This window comes from Pontibacillus sp. ABV4_188 (genome assembly GCF_056311905.1).
Window position 1 is genome coordinate 1,948,565 of the sequence record NZ_CM149975.1, and the last position, 18,588, is coordinate 1,967,152.

Below are 18,588 nucleotides of genomic sequence, written 5' to 3' on the forward strand. Positions count from 1 at the left end.
GCTTTATTTTTTTTGTATCTATTATGGTTGAATGGTCGGATTCAGATGTTTATTTATTAGATAAAAAAGTTTTCGTTTTTATGAAGGTTAAGAGGAAGCGGGAAGGGTTCAATTTCTTCGAGTAAATGCTATCAAATGAGGGAGCTAAAGGGCTTCTAAGATAAGTACCACCTATATGAATAGATGCGAGAGGTAAAATAGCTATTAAATTCGACAAAACTTTCGCTGTATCTGTGACGAAATTAGACACATAATTTCTTCCAAATCGGGTAGAATGTCTCTAACAAGGGGGACATGCTATGCGTGAATATGCTTTATTTTGGATTAAGGACGAATTTTCAAGCCACTATTTTCATAAGACCAATATTCTATTTGACTTTTTGAAAGAATGGAAATACCATCCTGATCATACGTTGTCTACTACACAATTTCAGTATGTCACAAAGCCAATTCCGCTAGATATGTTAGTCCATTATGTCACAGAAAAAAATCGTAAACCTGTAGAAATGACCTATTATCAAAATAAAATGTCGTTTGTGATACAGTGTAAAGGTCAAAATATTCGTTTAACCCAAATGAGTGATCGAGAAGTACGGATTACCGCTGAGAGCCTTCATCAAGCAGAATCCATGATCTTTGAAACACTGCGCACATTCAATCATTCTTTTTTTATTATGGATGAAGATATGCGACAGTACGGGTGGATTGCTCCTATTAAAAAGGAAGCGATTCTCTAGCCTACTATTGTATTATCCTCCTCAATTTACTATAATATTTGAGAGACAACATGAAGGAGGAAATTTGTACGATGTCCTTAGGTATTGTTTGGGTAATTGTAATTGCCGTTGTAACGCTACTTGCTGGCGTAGCACTTGGTTTCTTTATCGCCAGAAAGTACATGATGAACTATTTAAAGAAAAACCCACCGATTAATGAACAAATGTTACGTACATTGATGATGCAGATGGGCCAGAAGCCATCGCAGAAGAAAATTAATCAAATGATGCGTGCTATGAATAACCAACAACAAAAATAAACTTCAAAACGCACAAAAAATCCTTCTCTTTTATGTAAGAGAAGGATTTTAATTATGGGTTAATGATTGTGTAACTTTGAATCTCTTTCATTGTAATGAGAAGTGATCCAATTTTTTAATTGAGTCAGTATAGCAAATGACCACACGAAATTAATAGTAAGGACACCCGCTAACAAGGACAGGTCATGGTATATGATATAATCATAAGGTTTTACAGCTACAATGATGGTAGACTGAACAATTAGAAGAATAATACTTGCAACCAGGGAAGCCGTGATCCGCACCATACATTCGTCCTCCTTTTTTAAAAGGGTTCCTTTTAGTAATTTTAATATACAATATATTCACAATTTGTTCAATTTTTAATCACATTTTTGTCAATTATTAAAAACAGATGAATCGTAGAGTTTCAAAACGTTATTGTTTACAATGATTAGGGAGAGTTTTCTACTCCTGTGTTAATTTTAAAATAAAGGAGCTTTACTACTATGGATCTTAATTTGTTTTTAACTTTTGGGGCAGGGTTTTTGTCATTTATTTCTCCCTGTGTATTACCCTTATATCCAGCTTTCCTCTCTTATATTACAGGAATGAGTGTAAATGAATTGAAATCTGAGAATGCTATGCTTAACCGAAGAAGTGTTCTACATACAGTCTTATTTTTACTGGGTTTTTCAAGCATTTTTATCTTTTTAGGCTATTCGACCTCTTTTATTGGGGAATTCTTTTATCAGTATCAGGACTTGATCAGACAATTAGGTGCTATTCTAATTATCTTCTTCGGTTTTGTCATTATTGGAGTATTTAATTTTGAATTTCTCATGAAAGACCGTAAAATTACCTTTAAGAACCGTCCAGGAGGATATGCTGGTTCTTTCCTTATAGGCATGGCTTTCTCTATGGGATGGACACCATGTACTGGCCCCATTTTGGCAGCGGTTTTGACGCTTGCAGCTCAAAACCCTGAAAGCGGAATGATCTATTTAATTACGTATTCTCTAGGTTTTTCTGTACCTTTTTTGATTTTGTCTTTCTTTATTGGTCGAATGAATTGGATCAAACGCCATAGTGCTCGAATAGTTAAAACTGGTGGATATATCATGATCTTTATGGGGATCTTTTTATTCTTTGATTTAATGACTAAGCTAACGTCATACCTAGCTGGTTTATTTGGGTTTAGTGGTTTCTAATCCATGATGGCATTCAAGGCACATTTATATTATTATAGAACTATGTTTGGAAAAGGAGAAATCTAAATGCGGACAAATGACCTAATACTACGAACAACAACAATACTTATTGCATTTATTTTGTTAGCATTTTCAATTTACCTATTCTTGGCCGGGCATAATGCTCCTGGCGGAGGGTTCATTGGAGGGCTGATGACATCAGCAGCATTCGTTTTAATGTATATGACGTATGGCTATGACCAAGTTAAAAAGATTATACCTGTCAACTTTCGTTATATCATTCCGATCGGACTTTTAATTGCAGTTTTAACGGGTGCTGGGTCCTTTTTATTCGGTGAGCCTTTCTTAAGTCAAACGTTTGCTCATTTACACCATGTTCCAATCTTCGGAGAGATGGAGCTTGCTACAGCAATGTTATTTGATCTAGGTGTTTACCTAACGGTCGTAGGTATTACCTTAACCATTATACTATCTATTGCTAACGATCAATAAGGGGTTTATCGTGCAAGGGGGGAGACATCTTTGGCTAACATATTAGTTGTCGATGATGCTAAATTTATGAGGATGACTTTAGGAACAATTTTAGAAAAAGGGGATCACAAGGTGGTTGGTGAAGCTGAAGATGGGCAAGAAGCCATTGATATGTTTCATAAACTCAAACCTGATTTAGTAACTATGGATATTACGATGCCAGAATTAAACGGACTCCAAGCAGTCGAATCGATCTTAACATCTCACCCTTCTGCTAAAATCATAATGTGCTCTGCTATGGGTCAGCAAAAGATGGTGGTGGAGGCAATTGAAAGAGGAGCAAAGGATTTTATCGTAAAGCCTTTTGATGAAACAAGAGTCCTTGACGCCATTAAACGGGTTTTGTAAAAGACCGTGAGTTTCAAAATACATATGATTAAGACATTCGAAGAGGGTTGATTTCATGTTTTGGGCGATAGCCAGTACCTTGGGTGCAGCCATAATGGCAACAACAATGATTTTTGTTCGAATGCGAGCTTCAAAGAAGCCCGCATCTGTAAAGAAAATTATATTACCACCATTTTTCATGAGTACAGGCGCATTAATGTTTGTTTTTGAACCTTTTAGGGTTGAATGGATACAAGTGTTAGAGGCATTCTCTGTAGGTGTATTCTTCTCTATATTTTTAATTAAAACATCTACATTTGAAGTTAGAGATCAGAATATTTATTTAAAGCCTTCAAAAGCCTTTGTTTTTATTTTATTTGGATTGCTTATTCTACGTATTATTCTAAAGTTAATTATTGGACAGACCGTCTCTCTAGGAGAGACAAGTGGAATGTTTTTCTTATTAGCATTTGGAATGATTTTAACTTGGCGTATTGCGATGTTAGTAAAATATATTCGACTACAAAGAAAGCTAGATGCAAGTGTCGGTGGAAAATGGAATGCTACAAATTAAAAAACCTGCAACAATATTGTTGCAGGTTTTTTATATTCTATCTTATTGTTCAAAAAGTGGTTGATAAGGTTGAATGTCAATATTTTTTTCGTGTAACGTTTTCTTCAAGAATTTATGGTCTCTCTTCGGGGTGGCCAGTATATATCCTTCAATAATAATCTCTTGTGTAATAGCAGTAGCTTTTTTTTGTAAGGCCACTTCAGCAATACGGGCCGCAATTTTCTGTTTAGCCACATCCCGGAATAACTCAGGAACAGGCGTTACCAGCTCTTCTAAAAATTGCTTTTGTTCATCGCCCCACATGTGAAGGGTTTGGTCAATATAATGTTCTTCCCAATCAATAATGGATTTCCCGTCTTCTTTTGGTAAGCGCTTCAAGAATTTACGAAACATAAAGAAGCCGCCAATGGCTAATAAGATTACCATTATGACAGTCCAGCCCAGGATTAAGAAAGCGAAGGTAGAGTTCATCCAATCACCTTTTCTGTTGTAATAAACTTACCTCTAGTATAGAACAGGTTATAACAGGATTCAATATGCATAACCACTTTATACCATTGTAATTAGACTTCCAAGAGGAATAGTTTATTCTTTACGAGAATAGGATGAGAATGTGTTAAATGTTATTTTTTAAACAAAACTACTAGTTTTTTGAAGTTTTTTAAGTAGTTTTCTTGAACGTTGTTAAATGGGTGGGATAAAATGTTATTATGTGTTGTAAGGAAGAGGAGGGCAGGTAGGATGAAGGATAAATCAGAACATACGTCCGTAGAACATCAATATACCGATTCTTTGTTGGTCTCATATACATCATTAGCTGATCTTCCACCTGTATTCCAGAGGTGGATTGATTCTTATGGGTTTGACCTCATAAGTGTATGTGACAAGCAAGGGATTATTCAATATGTTACTGCTTCCTCAAAGAAGTTAATGGGCTATCCCAAGGATACATTGTTAGGTACAAACAGCTTGGATTATGTTTCACCTCAAGATAAAAATCGGTTACTAAAATTACATAAAGATTGTGAAATTGGCGAATTGGTTACCTCTGAAGTGCAGGTTAAACATCGTTCAGGAACCTATGTGTGGGTTGAAGTTGTCTCTTCATCAGTTTACGACCCTAATACACATTCTCAAGTTTTTATCGCTGTACTAAGAGATATATCGGATCGTAAAGAAGCTGAAGAAATGATGATACGTTCAGAGAAAATGTCAGTAGCTGGTCAATTAGCTGCTGGAATTGCCCATGAAATCAGAAACCCTCTAACCTCTTTGAAAGGCTTTATGCAATTATTACAAGCAGGAATAGAGGGGAAAGATGAATATTACTCCATTATGGGAGAAGAAATCGACAAAATTGAAAATATTACATCAGAATTATTATTCATTTCTAAACCGATGACCAATGATCCTAAAGAAGAGTCTGTACTATCTTTAATGAAAGACGTATGTATGTTGATGGAAACGCAAGCTCATTTACATAATGTCAATCTTGTGATAAAACAAGAAGAGCCAATAAACGTATATTGTGACCGATCCCAGATTAAACAAGTATTTATCAATATCATAAAAAATGCCATAGAAGTAATGAGTGAGAGTGGTGGGACGGTAACGGTTAATGTTTATAAGAGGAATGATGTAGCTTGCATGGATATAATGGATGAAGGTCCTGGGATTCCGGTTCATTTAATTGAAAAAATTAAAGAACCTTTCTTTACAACTAAGAAAAATGGAACAGGGCTTGGGTTAATGATTACAAATCAAATTTTAGAAAAGCATGACGGGAGCTTAAATATTTTGGACAATGAACCTAGAGGGAGCATATTTAGGATATCTTTACCTCTTTATTAGCGCTACTGTCGGAAATTGATGCATGAACGGCGTCCTCTTACGCCTATGTTACCTTTGACAAGAGATATTTAGGAGGAATACATCGTGATTGATAAAGACATAAAAGATGAAATAGTAGAGGATGTCTATGAAAGGTATTTAATTCATTATCCTGAACTGTTTGTATATTATGATGAAACAAAACTAGCACATATAAAAAAAGATACTTACTACCATCTAGAGCACCTAGAGGCTACATGGCCAATAAAGATGGATATTATTTTCTTAGATTATGTTGAATGGGTGGATTCTGTCTTATCTAGCAGGGGCGTAGAAACTAGGTTATTAAAAGATTGCTTCGATTGGATGAAAGAAAGTTTGTTATCTTACAAATCATCAGAAGAAATTTCCTACTATATTTCATTGTTAGACCAAGCTTCCAATCAATTACAGATCGAAAAGAGTAAGTAAAAAAGGACCAACACCATATAGGTTTGGTCCTTTATTTATTCTACATATCATGAGATGAGTGGTTCTTTTGACGAGTGTGATTACGGTTTTTCACTTTATGAGAACCACTTGTTGGTTCCCCGTATGGTTGTTTGGGACCTTTAGGTAATGAAACACGATCTTGTTGCTTAGGGCCTTTTGGCTTACCAGACATAATTATCTCTCCTTTCAGGATTAGATTTCGACGTATCTTTCACTTTTATACAAGTGAAGGTATGGAAAGTTTAAATGTACATACACTAACTAGGAAATTAACTAAAGGAGTGGAATTATGCCTTATCATAAAAATAAACAACAGGCTTTTCAAGCAGCCCAGCAAGGTTACGAACAAGCAATTGATGCAAACGAAACTCGCCTTCAATCTGTAGATCAAGCTGACTATGGTAAAGAATTGGCTCACTTGACTCAAGAAGTTAATGAGGCCTATCAACAAATCGACAAAGCACTCGAAGTAGCCAGCGAACACCAATATGAACAGCTTAAACAGTATCAAAATCAGCTAACACAAATTATGTCCGAATTAGATCAATAAGAAAGTGTCCTTCCCTTACGGGTTAGGACACTTTTTTGTGGTTCAGTCCAGTCTATACGTTGCTAATCGGGCACTTACGCTTTAGTTACATCCAGCTTCAGTGCCCAGCAACTAGTAGACTTCCTTCACCTCTGGTCGATAAGTCAACATCGATTCGCTAAAGCTCTTCGTGTTTCCTTTATCTCACTCCGGTTCAGTCCAGTCTATACGTTGCTAACCGGGCACTTATGCTTTAGGTTATTACTGATTTTTTTTGCGTTTTTTATTATTTTGACGTTCTTCTGCGCTCAGTGGATGTTGTGGGGTTTCTTCGTTGTAGCCAGCTCCTTGTCCTTGTGCAGAAGCGTCATTCATGCCTGGTCTTACGTGATTGGCTTTACGTTTTTTACTCATATCATTCACCTCCACACTTATTATGAGGAAAAATTCGACGAAATATTTTACTTATAAATCGTTTTCATTTAAAATGAAAGTTGCAGAATTTTTCTTTCAATTCTTAATTGGAAGTCAAACAATGGGGGATCGATGAAACGTACTATTCGTTTCAAAGGTTTCATTATCATTGAGGGGGTAAAAGAATATGGCAGTAAATGATGCTTATAATTCGCGCAAGCAATTTGAACTTAACGGAAAAACGTACAACTATTACCAATTAAAGGCGCTAGAGGAAGCTGGATACGGAAAGATTTCTCGTCTCCCATATTCCATTCGCGTTTTACTTGAATCAGTACTACGCCAATATGATGGCGAAGTCATTCAAAATGACCATGTAGAAAAACTAGCAAAGTGGGGAGAAAAGGATTCAGAGAGCGTAGACGTTCCTTTTAAACCGTCTCGCGTTATCCTTCAGGACTTTACTGGAGTTCCTGCTGTAGTAGACCTTGCATCTTTACGTAAGGCAATGGTTGATATGGGAGGAAGTCCCGATAAAATTAACCCTGAGGTTCCTGTAGACCTAGTTATTGACCACTCGGTACAAGTTGATAAATATGGTACTCAGGATGCCCTTCAAGTTAATATGGAATTAGAATTTGAGCGTAACAAGGAGCGATATGAATTTCTAAATTGGGCTAAGAAGGCCTTTGATAACTATGAAGCAGTGCCGCCAGCAACAGGAATTGTTCACCAGGTGAACCTTGAGTACATTGCGAATGTGGTACATGCTTTAGAAAATGAAAATGGTGAATACGAAACATATCCTGACACATTAGTGGGTACTGACTCACATACTACGATGATTAATGGTTTAGGTGTATTAGGTTGGGGTGTTGGTGGCATTGAAGCTGAAGCTGGAATGCTTGGTCAGCCATCCTATTTCCCTGCTCCAGAAGTAATTGGTGTGAAATTAACAGGTGGTTTCCCACAAGGAACTACTGCAACTGACTTGGCACTAAAAGTTACTCAGAAACTTCGTGAGAAAAATGTGGTTGGGAAGTTTGTAGAATTCTTCGGGCCTGGATTAAAAGATATGCCACTTGCTGATCGTGCTACGATCTCTAATATGGCGCCTGAATACGGGGCTACATGTGGTTTCTTCCCGGTAGATGAAGAATCTCTTGAATACTTACGCTTAACAGGACGTAGTGAAGAGCATATTAAGGTTGTAGAGCAATATTGTAAAGAAAATGATCTGTTCTATTCTCCTGAATTTGCTGATCCGGAATTTACGGAACTTGTTGAGATCGATTTATCTGAACTTGAACCAAACTTATCTGGACCTAAACGTCCACAAGACTTAATACCTTTATCTGAAATGAAGAAGTCATTTAATCATGCATTAACAGCGCCTGAAGGAAATCAAGGCTTCGGACTTACAGAGAAGGAAAAAGAAAAAGAAGTGACCATCGAACATCCAAATGGTAAATCTTCGAATATGAAAACTGGTTCAGTTGCAATCGCAGCCATAACATCATGTACGAATACTTCTAACCCGCACGTTATGTTAGGTGCAGGTCTTGTTGCTAAAAAAGCAGTTGAAAAAGGTTTAGAAGTACCTGAATACGTTAAGACTTCACTTGCCCCAGGGTCTAAAGTTGTAACAAGATACTTAGAGGATTCTGGCCTTATGGAGTATCTGCAACATCTAGGGTTTAACCTTGTAGGGTATGGCTGTACAACATGTATCGGTAACTCTGGCCCACTTGCAGAAGAAATTGAAGAAGCTATTGCTCAGAATGATTTAACTGTTTCTTCTGTTCTATCTGGTAACCGTAACTTTGAAGGACGCATTCACCCACTTGTGAAAGCGAACTATTTGGCTTCGCCACCACTTGTTGTAGCCTATGCATTAGCAGGTACAGTTGATGTTGACCTTAAGAATGATCCAGTCGGTACAGATAAAGATGGGAAGCCTGTTTACTTTAATGACATTTGGCCATCAATAGAAGAGATTAAAGCTGAAATTGACAAAAATGTTAATCCTGAAATCTTCCGAAAAGAATATGAAAATGTATTTGATTCAAACGAAAAATGGAATCAAATTGATACTACAGATGAGCCTTTATATGATTGGGATGAGAATTCTACTTATATTCAAAATCCTCCGTTCTTCGAAGGGCTTTCAAAAGATCTTGAATCTGTAAAGAGTCTTAACAATTTACGAATGGTTGGAAAGTTTGGCGATTCTGTAACAACGGATCACATCTCTCCAGCAGGTGCAATTGCAAAAGATATGCCAGCAGGTCAATATCTTCAAGACAAAGGTGTTTCTCCGCGAAACTTTAACTCATATGGTTCTCGTCGTGGTAATCATGAAGTAATGATGCGAGGTACATTCGCTAATATTCGTATTCGTAATCAATTAGCTCCAGGAACTGAAGGCGGATATACAACTTACTGGCCTACTGGTGATGTAATGCCTATTTATGATGCGGCTATGAAATACCAACAAGATGGTACGCCATTACTTGTTGTAGCGGGTAAAGACTACGGCATGGGAAGTTCTCGTGACTGGGCTGCTAAAGGTACAAACTTATTAGGCATTAAAACAGTTATTGCTGAGAGCTTTGAACGTATTCACCGTTCTAACCTTGTCATGATGGGTGTGCTTCCACTACAATTTAAAGCAGGTGACAGCGCTGATTCCCTAGGTTTAACAGGTCAGGAAACGTTTAATGTAGAGATTGATGAATCTGTTCAACCTCATGATGAAGTGAAGGTTGTTGCTACAGATGATAAAGGCAATAAAACAGAGTTTAACGTTATAGCTCGTTTCGATAGTCCTGTAGAAATTGATTATTACCGTAACGGTGGTATTCTTCAAAAAGTTCTTCGAGACAAAATGGCATCTAAATAAAACATTGTTAAAAAGCAGCTGCTGTACTAGCAGCTGCTTCTTTATGTAGTATGCAATTAAAATCGTTGTAAATAGAGTTTCCATAAGAATAGGTATTTATACAATGTTAAGGTACAATTTAACAATTTATTTACGATGAGGGGTATATGCTTTACATAGATTTGAATCAAATATAATATAGAAAGTAATATAATTGTCTAGGGGTTGAAGTATGGAGATTCCTTCACTAACAATCGGTCCAATCTTTATCCAAAGTACATACTTACTATGGACTTTTGGGGCAGTTGTAGCATTTTTTTGGATCATTTTAATAAACCTGTATAATAAGAAGCCTCATGGGCGCTTCTTTGCCTTTGAGTGGGTACAATCGCTATTACTTATAGCGATCATTTGGAAGTTCAGTTATTTTTTGAGTCACCCCATTAAAGCTATTCAGTCACCAGAGACAATACTTTTCTTAAATGGTGGTACTCTTGGAATCATTTTGGGGATTTTGGTTTCATTTGTTGTTTATATTAGATCTATACATAAAGCAGGTTTTTCACTCATATATTCCATTAATTTATGGATGTCAGCTCACTTTCTGTGGTTTGGAATTACACAAATTGGGTTCACGTTAGGATTCACAATTTATTATATCCCTTTGTGGTTGTATGGGTATTTTGTAATTCTTGCGTTATCATACCTTTTTGTAAAGAACTTGTATCACTATAGAGTCATTGCAAATTATATCCAACTAGGTCTCTTGGGTTGGGTGTCATATAGAGTATTCTTTACCACTATACATTCTGGAGATTTAGCTGTCTGGTTTTCGTTTGTAACGATTGTAGGAATATCTCTTGGTAATTATGTGATAAATAAAGGACGTGAAGCCACGTGGTAAAACGAATATTGGGCGCAGTTGTCATTCTTGTATTGTTTGGGTTTGCTATTATAAATGTGGTTCAAAAAGATGAGGCTGGAGGAGAAGCTGTCTCATTAGATAATAAGAACGGAACTGCTATGCAACCCCCGGATGCTCCTGAAGGATTAAAAATAGGGGAATATGCACCTAACTTTACGGTAACAACATTCGAGGGAAAAGAAGTGAAACTATCTGATCTAAAAGGAAAGAAAATATTTTTAAATTTCTGGGCGACATGGTGTCCACCTTGTCGAGTAGAAATGCCTGAGATGCAAAGATTCTATGAAGAATTTGGAGAAGAGGTAGAGATTATGGCAGTCAATGTCACTTCAACTGAGAAAAGTGTTAAAGATGTGACTTCTTATGTTCATAATGAAGGATTTACATTCCCTATTTATTTAGACCGAGGTCGTGATGCCGAAGATCAATACCGGATCCCTGGCTATCCTACCACTTATTTTATAGGTACAGATGGAAAAATCCAGAGCCAATCGTATATTGGAGCGATGGATTACGATTTCATGAAGAAAATGAAGAATAAATTAGACTAAGTAGGTATATTTTCTGACAATTCAGCCGATCCTGATATTACTATAATAAAGGAGTGAAGGGATCGTGCCAAGAAAGAAAAAACCGACTTTTGAAGAACTAATACAGGAAAATAGAAGAAAAATTATAGAAGATGAACAATTGATAAATCAGATTGAAGAACGGATTGAAAAACGAATCAATGACACGCTAAACAGATAGCTTTTATGCTATCTGTTTTTGTATAGTTTTTATTATAGCGCGTAAACTAAACGGTGTAACCAAGAGAAAGGATGTGGCTACATTATGGGAAATCCGAAAAAGGATTCTAAACACTTTGCTCCTAGCCATCCAGGGACGCAACCTCGAGAAGCAGGGAGTAATAAAGGTAAACAAATGCAAATGCAAGATGCACATAAACCGAAAGTTATTCAAACTAAGGGGAAAAAATAGAGGGGGAAGCAATATGGGTAAAGAGAACCAACGATATGCGAATCCTGATGACCGTAGTGATAATGTAGAAAAGTTACAAGAAATGGTGCAAAATACGATCCACAACTTAGAAGCTGCTCATGAAACGATGCAGTTTTCTTCAGAGGAAGAGAAACGAAAGATTATGGATAAAAACAAACGGCGAGAAGAGTCCATTGCATCGTTCCGTAATGAAATTAAAGATGAAGCAAAGCATAATAAAGAAAAGTAAACTAAAGGAAAAGAGGGCTCTTATAAAGAGCGCTCTTTTCTATTTAGTAATGTGATTTTATAACTTATATGTCTAGTTCTTTGTTTCTGACCTGACTAGGAAAGTGTAGGGTTTACTAAGGAATTCATAAGGCTTTAGTGGAAGCAGCATAAAACATCATCATCAACGTCGAGGGCTTACTTATGATACAATATGTGAATGGATTAAGTATAGTAAGGATGATGACATGATGATTGATACAGAACAACTCGAAAACATACAAAAATGGACTACATTAAGCGCACATCCTCCTCTAAATGAAACGGAAGCGTTACGCCTTATTAATGACTATGAGCAAGGAACTAATCATATAGGTACTTTATTTGTAAGTAGGTTATATAGTTTGATTGCTTATTACCGATTAAATCGCACGATTAGCAATCGGGACCAAATAGCAGAAGAATTTATCTTAAAAGCGAAAAACTTAGCTGAAAACGATTCTGTTGTGGCAGAGCTTCAGGAACTAATGAACGTACAGTCTCATCTCCAAATGCTCAAAGGCCAAACGTATAAAAACTTGGCCGTGCATGAAACGGATCACCAATCAGTTAAACGAAAAAAGTTACAACAGATTTCAGAAATCGTAGAACCATTAGAAGAGAATTGGTCTAACCAATACTTTTATTCAAAAGATAGTAAGAGGACTCACTTCCAAAGCCTATTTGAAGAGGGCCAGCGATTATTTGATGAGTTAATCCAAGAGATAGAACCTCATAAACGTAATGAAACAAATGGGTTTAACCACGTATCAACGGTACGTATTAACCAATTATTAAGAGAGTTGGACCAATTGACCGTTGATCTTGAAGAATTATTACCCGGAGGTGTGGATCAACACCAGGGAAAAGATCCTTTAAAACAGTTGGATGAAATGGTAGGACTAACAGAGGTGAAAGCGTACATCCATCGCTATTATCACTATTTAAAATACCAGCAGTACCGTAAGGACATTGGTTTTCAAATGGTCGATGAACCAGAACTGCATATGATTATTACGGGAAATCCTGGTACAGGTAAAACCACAATTGCAAGATTACTGGCCAATATTTATTATGATCTTGGTTTACTTGAGACAAGAGAAGTAATTGAAGTCAATCGTTCTCATTTAGTAGGCTCTTATGTGGGGCAAACTGAAGAGAACACAATGAATTATGTGCAGCAAGCCATTGGGGGTATCCTTTTCATAGACGAAGCCTATAGTTTGCAAAGGGAAGGTCAAACCGGAAATGACTATGGTCAAGCTGTAATCGATACACTTGTATCTGCGATGACTAGTAAGGAATATGGGGATAAATTTGCAGTTATTTTGGCTGGTTATCCCGATGAGATGCGACAGTTTTTATGGGGAAACCCAGGCCTTAGAAGTCGGTTCCCTGAACAAAATCATGTTCATCTTCCCAATTATTCGATCCCTGAATTAATTGAAATTGGTGAACAAACAGCTCTAGAAAACGATTATTTCTTTACTAAGAGTGCCGTCTTAAATCTTGAACGCTCTATTGATAAACAACAAGTAGATGATACTTTTGGCAATGCGCGTGCTGTTCGAAATATAGTTCTTCAGGCCATTTTTCAAAAAGGGGCAAGTGAATCCGATCAAGCACATCATGAATCTAAGCTTGACCTAATGCGAATAGAGGAAAAAGACTTTGCTTCCCCCTCAGATAGTCAAGACGACTCAAAATCACCTATGGAACGGTTAGATCAATTAATTGGTTTGAAGCCTGTTAAAGATGAAGTGAAAAAGCTTTCTTCTTTCGTTAGGTTGCAAGGAAGGCGAGAAGAAAAAGGTCTTCCATCTGTGCCAATTCAATTGCATGCTGTTTTTTCAGGAAATCCAGGAACGGGAAAAACAACCGTTGCCCATATTTACGCAGATATCTTGAAAGAATGCGGACTCCTAAAGAGAGGCCATGTCATTGTAGCTTCAAGAAGTGACCTTGTGGCAGGCTACGTGGGACAAACTTCAATTAAGACAAAGAAAAAAATTCGAGAAGCGTTAGGTGGAGTTCTTTTTATTGATGAAGCGTATTCACTTTTCCAATCTGGATCTAATGATTTTGGAAAAGAGGCGGTAGATACTCTTGTTGATGAAATGACAAAGCACAATGAAAATTTAGTAGTAATATTAGCTGGGTATAAAAATGAAATGAGGACACTTATTCAGAGCAATCCTGGATTATCTTCAAGATTCAAAAAGTTTCTTCACTTCCCGGATTATGATGCAAAAGAACTTGTTGAGATGACGAAGTACCAGGCGAGTTTGTATCAATATGAGTTGGAAGAAGAAGGTGTAATGTATTTAGAAGATGTTTACACAACAAACGTTATTGATGGTAACGGTCGCTTTGTTAAAAACCTAATCGATGAAGCCATTCAATATCAAGCGCTAAGACTTGATGAACAAGATAGTGAAGCTCAGTATGAGGTCTTGTCAAGAGAAGACCTAGAGCTTGCATGGAGTGCTGTTAAAGGGAGAGAAGTAGGATGATTACGACAACTGAAGTAAAGGTACGGTATCAGGAAACAGACCAGATGGGAGTTGTTTATCATGCGAACTACCTGGTTTGGTTTGAGCTTGGGCGAACAGCCTTTATAGAAGCGTTAGGATTTCAATACCACGAAATGGAGAGGAGCGGGATTGTTTCTCCTGTGGTCGATGCAAATATTCAATTTAAAACACCGCTACGCTACGGCCAAACAGCAAAGGTAAAGACATGGTTAGAATATTATGATGGGATTCGGGTCACCTATGGATATGAAATTCAAACCCCAGAGGGTGAAGTTGCTGTAACGGGGACGACCAAACACGTTTGTGTCAAGAAAGATACCTTTAAACCTGTATCGATTAGACGCGTTTTTCCTGACTGGCATGAAGCTTACATGAAAGCTAAAGGAGAATCATAACGTGGCTTTTGGAATAAAGCGTGAAGAGGTAAATGAATGGAAGCGACTAGTAAAGTTAGGTAAAATCGCTTTTTTAACTCACTATTGGATAGATGATCGCTTTCCGGATGTGAAGACGGTTACCAAAGTGGGGTGTATGGATCTTCATAAATTAACAGAATGGGGTAAGCAATACGGATTGAAGCCTCAATGGATTCATAATGACCCCCGTTTCCCTCATTTTGATTTAATGGGAGAAACACAAAAAAAGATTCTAGACAAAGAAGGCCTTCACGAACATATAGAACGTTTCAACTTGTAGTAAGGCTTTATAGAGTGTTAGTCATTCGTAACAGAGCCAAATAGGTAAAAAAGTGCCATGATAGATCTCTATCATGGCTCTTTTTTTATGATTCATTTTCAGGTTCGTAGTAATCGAAATCAGGTTCTTGTTTATCTCGGTCATATTTGACGGTTACATTGTAATGATCAAAATACCAAGCGTCTTCTTGTTCTACATAAAAGCGTATGCCTTCTTGCTTGTCTTCAGCAATAGGTTCAGCAGGGTTATCTGGGCGAACCCCAAGAGACATACCAGGCTGAAGCCCGCCTACACCACCATATCGAACAAAAAAGCGTAAGGAATCGTTATCTTCTAGTTCTAATTCATTCTTGTACCATTGTGCTGCTTCTTCTTGTACTTTTAATATCATTTTTTCAACTCCTTGCAGGTATTGGCTTACTATCCATCGTAATACAATAAAGATTGGGATTCAAATAAACGGTACTAGGAATAGTTTTATAGGAGAGAAAAAGAAAAGAGGCTGAGATAAAAATAGACAAGTGTCAAAAAGACACTTGTCTATTTTTTACGTTTCTTTTCTGGCACATAATCAAATCCACCAGGGTGAAAGGGGTGGCATTTAACAATTCTTTTGATTGTTAACCATCCACCTTTAAGAGCTCCAAATCTTGAAATAGCTTCAATCCCGTATTGAGAGCAAGTAGGGTAAAAGCGACATGTAGGAGCTGGTTTTAATGGAGAAATGGCTTTCTGATAAAAACGGATAATCCATAAAAATATGGTTTTCATGCTGTTCACCCTCATTAATGCTATTCTTCAGTCTTATCATACGTTACTTCTGCAATGGCATCGTGAAGATGAATGGACTCTTCATTTCGGCATGCTACATAGAAACATTCCACAAAAGGAAGTTCATACAGATCAGCCGCAACTAATCGAACAATGTCTTCGACGAACCGAGGGTTTTCATAAGCTTGTTCCGTAACAGCTTTTTCATCCGGACGCTTAAGTACGGGATGGATACGGGCTGATGCATTTGACTCGGCAGCTTCTAACAAGGCTTCTTTCCAGTCCATGTCATTTTCATCGAAATCTTCGGTTAAACGAACAGACATCGTTACATTCCCACGTTGATTATGGGCGGAATACTCACTAATTTCTTTAGAACAAGGACATAGAGTAGTAATTTTCCCAGTTAGGGATACCTCTACATCATAGCCGGTGTGCTGATGATAAGAAACTTTCATCGTAGCGTCCGCATGGTTCATTCCTGCTAAATCAGAGAATGGACCTCTTCTTTCGAAAAACCATGGGTAAGTGACTTCCACTTCGGCATCTTCTTGTTTTAAGCGATCAGCTAATTCTTTTGTGAATTTCTTCAACGTCGTGATATCAACAGCGAAGCCATCATTATGATAGCGATCAAGCTGTTCAGTGAAACGGCTCATATTGGTTCCTTTGCTTCCTTTTCCAATGCTTGAAGCAAAGCGGAAGGTCCCAATCGTGGTTTGCATTTCTGGTTTTTTTGAACTATATATTCGAATTGGGTGTTTAACATTAGAGATACCTACAGCATCAAGATCAAATAAGAAATCTTCACGAGAATTTTGAAGGTCTGCCATTTCATCTTTCTCTATAGGTTTCGTGCGTGGACCTGGGTCCACAGAACCAAATAATTTATGACGATCTTCTTTAGAAGGTAGCTGTTTTTTTGTGTTTATATTTGTCTGGTTCATAGCAGTGACTCCTTTCAGCTTCTAGAATAAGCTATTCAAAGTATACAAGAAACGAATTCATAAGTTCAATTTTTATACTCATCAAATGGGTTTGAAAGTAGCATTGAAACGTTCTATTTATACTCTTTACATATAAATTCTATTTTACTACAAAAGGGACCTGGTTGGGAAATAAGGAATGCGTTTTCTAAAATCTAAAAATTTAAAATATGCTCCCACCTGTTGGCAATCCGAATAAAATTACATAAAATAAGGTTCGCAATAAGAATTGACCGAAAGAAGGTGGCCTGTATGAAAGGTACTGCTGTACTACAAACTCAAAACGAAAGAGTTATTGTACTTGAAGATATAAATAAAGAAACGTATGATCATTGGAAAGCACAAGGTGGATATGAAAAAGCATGCAACAAAACAGGTAATGTTGAACGTGTCTTTCCTGTTCAGTTTACAAGTGATGTAGATTGGACATTTGGTTACTAAACGATAAAACGGGCGCTTCCTATAGATGCGCCCGTTTTATCGTTCTATATTCTCGTTCCATTATGGGAATCTTTCTGGAGAAATAAAGAGTTAAAGTTATTTGGCAATGTACCTTTACTCTTATATAACACAGACTTTATTATTTAAGTTCCTTTGTGAATACTTAGTAGCAACTCCGATAACATTATTAAAATACCACTCTCATTTATCTGATCACTCATGTGGTTTCTTAGCCAGATCATAAGTCGCCTTTACTATTGTGTTACATTTGGAGTTTAATGGGTCCGTTGCTCATAGGCAAGACTTTCTCAAAAGTGGGTAGTAGCTAAAAAATCGAATATACAGCAAGAATGAGCGGTGTGTGTTTAACACTCATACTCAGTAGCAACTCCGAACGTATAAAATAAAGAAAAAAAGACGCCTATGGCGTCTTTTTTAATAATTAATAGTATGATTTCATTACATCCATTTAATTTTAGGTTCCGTTTTATCCATAATCCGTTTAATATTTGATCGATGACGATAGATAACGAACGCAGTTAATATACTCGTAACTATAACGAGTCCAATATGGCCGAGGATAATTGACATAATAACAGTAACAATTCCTGTAACCATTGAAGATAATGAAACATATTTACTAATCTTCAACATGATAAAGAATGTAAGCAACATGACTCCAAACAGTATTGGTTCTACTGCTAATATGACACCACCGGATGTGGCTACCGCTTTACCGCCTTTAAACTTAGCAAAAATAGGGTACATATGACCAATGACAGCGAAAATACCAATAATTAAAATGTTAACATCAGCAGCGAACATCCATGGAATGCGGGCTGCAATGGTTCCTTTTAATATATCTGAGATGGTGACAATGAGTCCTGCTTTCTTGCCAAGCACTCGGAAGGTGTTCGTACCACCCAAGTTCCCGCTCCCGTGTTCCCGGATGTCAATGTTATACCCTAATTTCCCTACGATTAGACCAGAGGGAATAGAACCAACTATATAGGCAATGATTGCAAACAAAACATAACTCATATGAAAACTCCTTTATCTTTCGCTCCTAGCTTTATATATTTTATCAGAAACGAAGAGTAGAAAGAACAACTATTCTATTTTTATTGTAACTATTTTCATTGATCATTCCTTTCTATAATATAGAGGGAAGAGGAGGAAAGGC

At 37.0% G+C, this 18,588-nt stretch carries 27 protein-coding genes; 19 read left to right on the forward strand and 8 right to left on the reverse strand.

Going from position 1 to position 18,588, the window contains the following annotated elements:
• The first annotated feature begins 299 nt into the window (after positions 1 to 299).
• Together sirA and ACYX4O_RS09935 are read left to right on the forward strand one after the other, a co-directional pair.
• Positions 300 to 737 (forward strand): sporulation inhibitor of replication protein SirA, encoded by a 438-nt coding sequence (sirA, locus tag ACYX4O_RS09930; RefSeq protein ID WP_476356796.1) that lies wholly within the window; start codon positions 300 to 302, stop codon positions 735 to 737.
• Positions 738 to 808: 71 nt separating this feature from the next.
• On the forward strand, positions 809 to 1,036 hold the full coding sequence (locus ACYX4O_RS09935; protein WP_036778920.1) for a YneF family protein: 228 nt from the start codon (positions 809 to 811) through the stop codon (positions 1,034 to 1,036).
• Between the two features lie 59 nt (positions 1,037 to 1,095).
• On the opposite strand, the gene ACYX4O_RS09940 is transcribed toward ACYX4O_RS09935, so the two are convergent.
• The gene (locus ACYX4O_RS09940) at positions 1,096 to 1,323 is read right to left on the reverse strand and encodes a hypothetical protein (protein WP_476356799.1); all 228 of its coding nucleotides are present in this window, start codon (positions 1,321 to 1,323) and stop codon (positions 1,096 to 1,098) included.
• A 201-nt stretch (positions 1,324 to 1,524) separates the two neighbouring features.
• On the opposite strand from ACYX4O_RS09940, the gene ACYX4O_RS09945 reads away from it, so the two are divergent.
• From ACYX4O_RS09945 to ACYX4O_RS09960, 4 genes are all read left to right on the forward strand, one after another.
• Entirely contained in the window at positions 1,525 to 2,226 is a 702-nt protein-coding gene (locus tag ACYX4O_RS09945) for a cytochrome c biogenesis CcdA family protein (RefSeq protein ID WP_476356801.1), read from the forward strand.
• Positions 2,227 to 2,292: 66 nt separating this feature from the next.
• Entirely contained in the window at positions 2,293 to 2,718 is a 426-nt protein-coding gene (locus ACYX4O_RS09950; RefSeq protein WP_476356803.1) for a Na(+)/H(+) antiporter subunit B, read from the forward strand.
• Between the two features lie 30 nt (positions 2,719 to 2,748).
• Positions 2,749 to 3,105, forward strand: a complete 357-nt coding sequence (locus tag ACYX4O_RS09955; protein ID WP_476356805.1) for a response regulator — start codon at positions 2,749 to 2,751, stop codon at positions 3,103 to 3,105.
• 55 nt (positions 3,106 to 3,160) lie between these two features.
• Positions 3,161 to 3,658 (forward strand): CcdC family protein, encoded by a 498-nt coding sequence (locus ACYX4O_RS09960; protein ID WP_476356807.1) that lies wholly within the window; start codon positions 3,161 to 3,163, stop codon positions 3,656 to 3,658.
• Between the two features lie 42 nt (positions 3,659 to 3,700).
• On the opposite strand, the gene ACYX4O_RS09965 is transcribed toward ACYX4O_RS09960, so the two are convergent.
• Positions 3,701 to 4,129: a DUF2621 domain-containing protein gene (locus ACYX4O_RS09965; RefSeq protein WP_476356809.1), complete on the reverse strand. Its 429-nt coding sequence runs from the start codon at positions 4,127 to 4,129 to the stop codon at positions 3,701 to 3,703.
• A gap of 270 nt (positions 4,130 to 4,399) precedes the next feature.
• Here ACYX4O_RS09965 and ACYX4O_RS09970 point away from each other — a divergent pair, with 270 nt between their 5' ends.
• Both ACYX4O_RS09970 and ACYX4O_RS09975 read left to right on the forward strand, forming a co-directional pair.
• Positions 4,400 to 5,509: an ATP-binding protein gene (locus tag ACYX4O_RS09970; RefSeq protein WP_476356811.1), complete on the forward strand. Its 1,110-nt coding sequence runs from the start codon at positions 4,400 to 4,402 to the stop codon at positions 5,507 to 5,509.
• A gap of 84 nt (positions 5,510 to 5,593) precedes the next feature.
• Entirely contained in the window at positions 5,594 to 5,959 is a 366-nt protein-coding gene (locus ACYX4O_RS09975; RefSeq protein WP_476356813.1) for a hypothetical protein, read from the forward strand.
• 40 nt (positions 5,960 to 5,999) lie between these two features.
• Here ACYX4O_RS09975 and ACYX4O_RS09980 read toward each other — a convergent pair whose 3' ends face one another.
• Positions 6,000 to 6,152 carry a small acid-soluble spore protein P gene (locus ACYX4O_RS09980; protein WP_036778942.1) on the reverse strand — a complete coding sequence of 51 codons (153 nt, stop codon included), beginning with the start codon at positions 6,150 to 6,152 and terminating at the stop codon, positions 6,000 to 6,002.
• A gap of 117 nt (positions 6,153 to 6,269) precedes the next feature.
• On the opposite strand from ACYX4O_RS09980, the gene ACYX4O_RS09985 reads away from it, so the two are divergent.
• Positions 6,270 to 6,530, forward strand: a complete 261-nt coding sequence (locus ACYX4O_RS09985; RefSeq protein ID WP_476356815.1) for a hypothetical protein — start codon at positions 6,270 to 6,272, stop codon at positions 6,528 to 6,530.
• A gap of 240 nt (positions 6,531 to 6,770) precedes the next feature.
• Here the strand turns inward: ACYX4O_RS09985 and sspO are convergent, their stop codons facing one another.
• Positions 6,771 to 6,923 carry a small acid-soluble spore protein O gene (gene sspO, locus ACYX4O_RS09990; protein ID WP_188649965.1) on the reverse strand — a complete coding sequence of 51 codons (153 nt, stop codon included), beginning with the start codon at positions 6,921 to 6,923 and terminating at the stop codon, positions 6,771 to 6,773.
• A 187-nt stretch (positions 6,924 to 7,110) separates the two neighbouring features.
• On the opposite strand from sspO, the gene acnA reads away from it, so the two are divergent.
• From acnA to ACYX4O_RS10035, 9 genes are all read left to right on the forward strand, one after another.
• Complete coding sequence (acnA, locus tag ACYX4O_RS09995) at positions 7,111 to 9,825, forward strand: aconitate hydratase AcnA (RefSeq protein ID WP_476356817.1); 2,715 nt, start codon at positions 7,111 to 7,113, stop codon at positions 9,823 to 9,825.
• Positions 9,826 to 10,036: 211 nt separating this feature from the next.
• On the forward strand, positions 10,037 to 10,708 hold the full coding sequence (locus tag ACYX4O_RS10000; RefSeq protein WP_476356819.1) for a hypothetical protein: 672 nt from the start codon (positions 10,037 to 10,039) through the stop codon (positions 10,706 to 10,708).
• Positions 10,702 to 11,280 (forward strand): redoxin domain-containing protein, encoded by a 579-nt coding sequence (locus ACYX4O_RS10005; protein ID WP_476356821.1) that lies wholly within the window; start codon positions 10,702 to 10,704, stop codon positions 11,278 to 11,280. Before ACYX4O_RS10000 ends, ACYX4O_RS10005 begins: the two co-directional genes overlap by 7 nt.
• 64 nt (positions 11,281 to 11,344) lie before the next feature.
• Positions 11,345 to 11,479 carry an FbpB family small basic protein gene (locus ACYX4O_RS10010; protein ID WP_476356823.1) on the forward strand — a complete coding sequence of 45 codons (135 nt, stop codon included), beginning with the start codon at positions 11,345 to 11,347 and terminating at the stop codon, positions 11,477 to 11,479.
• Between the two features lie 84 nt (positions 11,480 to 11,563).
• A complete protein-coding gene (locus tag ACYX4O_RS10015; protein ID WP_476356825.1) occupies positions 11,564 to 11,710 on the forward strand; it encodes an acid-soluble spore protein N in 147 nt (48 codons plus the stop codon).
• 13 nt (positions 11,711 to 11,723) lie between these two features.
• Positions 11,724 to 11,960: a small acid-soluble spore protein Tlp gene (tlp, locus tag ACYX4O_RS10020; RefSeq protein WP_476356827.1), complete on the forward strand. Its 237-nt coding sequence runs from the start codon at positions 11,724 to 11,726 to the stop codon at positions 11,958 to 11,960.
• A 226-nt stretch (positions 11,961 to 12,186) separates the two neighbouring features.
• Positions 12,187 to 14,490 carry an AAA family ATPase gene (locus tag ACYX4O_RS10025; RefSeq protein ID WP_476356829.1) on the forward strand — a complete coding sequence of 768 codons (2,304 nt, stop codon included), beginning with the start codon at positions 12,187 to 12,189 and terminating at the stop codon, positions 14,488 to 14,490.
• Complete coding sequence (locus ACYX4O_RS10030; protein WP_476356831.1) at positions 14,487 to 14,906, forward strand: acyl-CoA thioesterase; 420 nt, start codon at positions 14,487 to 14,489, stop codon at positions 14,904 to 14,906. The genes ACYX4O_RS10025 and ACYX4O_RS10030 overlap by 4 nt, the downstream gene beginning before the upstream one ends.
• Before the next feature lies 1 nt (position 14,907).
• Complete coding sequence (locus tag ACYX4O_RS10035; protein ID WP_476356833.1) at positions 14,908 to 15,207, forward strand: hypothetical protein; 300 nt, start codon at positions 14,908 to 14,910, stop codon at positions 15,205 to 15,207.
• Between the two features lie 85 nt (positions 15,208 to 15,292).
• Here ACYX4O_RS10035 and ACYX4O_RS10040 read toward each other — a convergent pair whose 3' ends face one another.
• From ACYX4O_RS10040 to folE2, 3 genes are all read right to left on the reverse strand, one after another.
• On the reverse strand, positions 15,293 to 15,598 hold the full coding sequence (locus tag ACYX4O_RS10040) for a HesB/YadR/YfhF family protein (protein WP_476356835.1): 306 nt from the start codon (positions 15,596 to 15,598) through the stop codon (positions 15,293 to 15,295).
• A gap of 149 nt (positions 15,599 to 15,747) precedes the next feature.
• Entirely contained in the window at positions 15,748 to 15,978 is a 231-nt protein-coding gene (gene yidD, locus ACYX4O_RS10045) for a membrane protein insertion efficiency factor YidD (RefSeq protein ID WP_345238918.1), read from the reverse strand.
• A gap of 20 nt (positions 15,979 to 15,998) precedes the next feature.
• Positions 15,999 to 16,925 carry a GTP cyclohydrolase FolE2 gene (folE2, locus tag ACYX4O_RS10050; protein WP_476356837.1) on the reverse strand — a complete coding sequence of 309 codons (927 nt, stop codon included), beginning with the start codon at positions 16,923 to 16,925 and terminating at the stop codon, positions 15,999 to 16,001.
• 291 nt (positions 16,926 to 17,216) lie between these two features.
• Here folE2 and ACYX4O_RS10055 point away from each other — a divergent pair, with 291 nt between their 5' ends.
• Positions 17,217 to 17,405, forward strand: coding sequence for a hypothetical protein (locus ACYX4O_RS10055; protein ID WP_476356839.1), 189 nt, complete (start codon positions 17,217 to 17,219; stop codon positions 17,403 to 17,405).
• A 459-nt stretch (positions 17,406 to 17,864) separates the two neighbouring features.
• Here the strand turns inward: ACYX4O_RS10055 and plsY are convergent, their stop codons facing one another.
• Positions 17,865 to 18,446 carry a glycerol-3-phosphate 1-O-acyltransferase PlsY gene (plsY, locus tag ACYX4O_RS10060; protein ID WP_476356841.1) on the reverse strand — a complete coding sequence of 194 codons (582 nt, stop codon included), beginning with the start codon at positions 18,444 to 18,446 and terminating at the stop codon, positions 17,865 to 17,867.
• Positions 18,447 to 18,588: the final 142 nt, after the last annotated feature.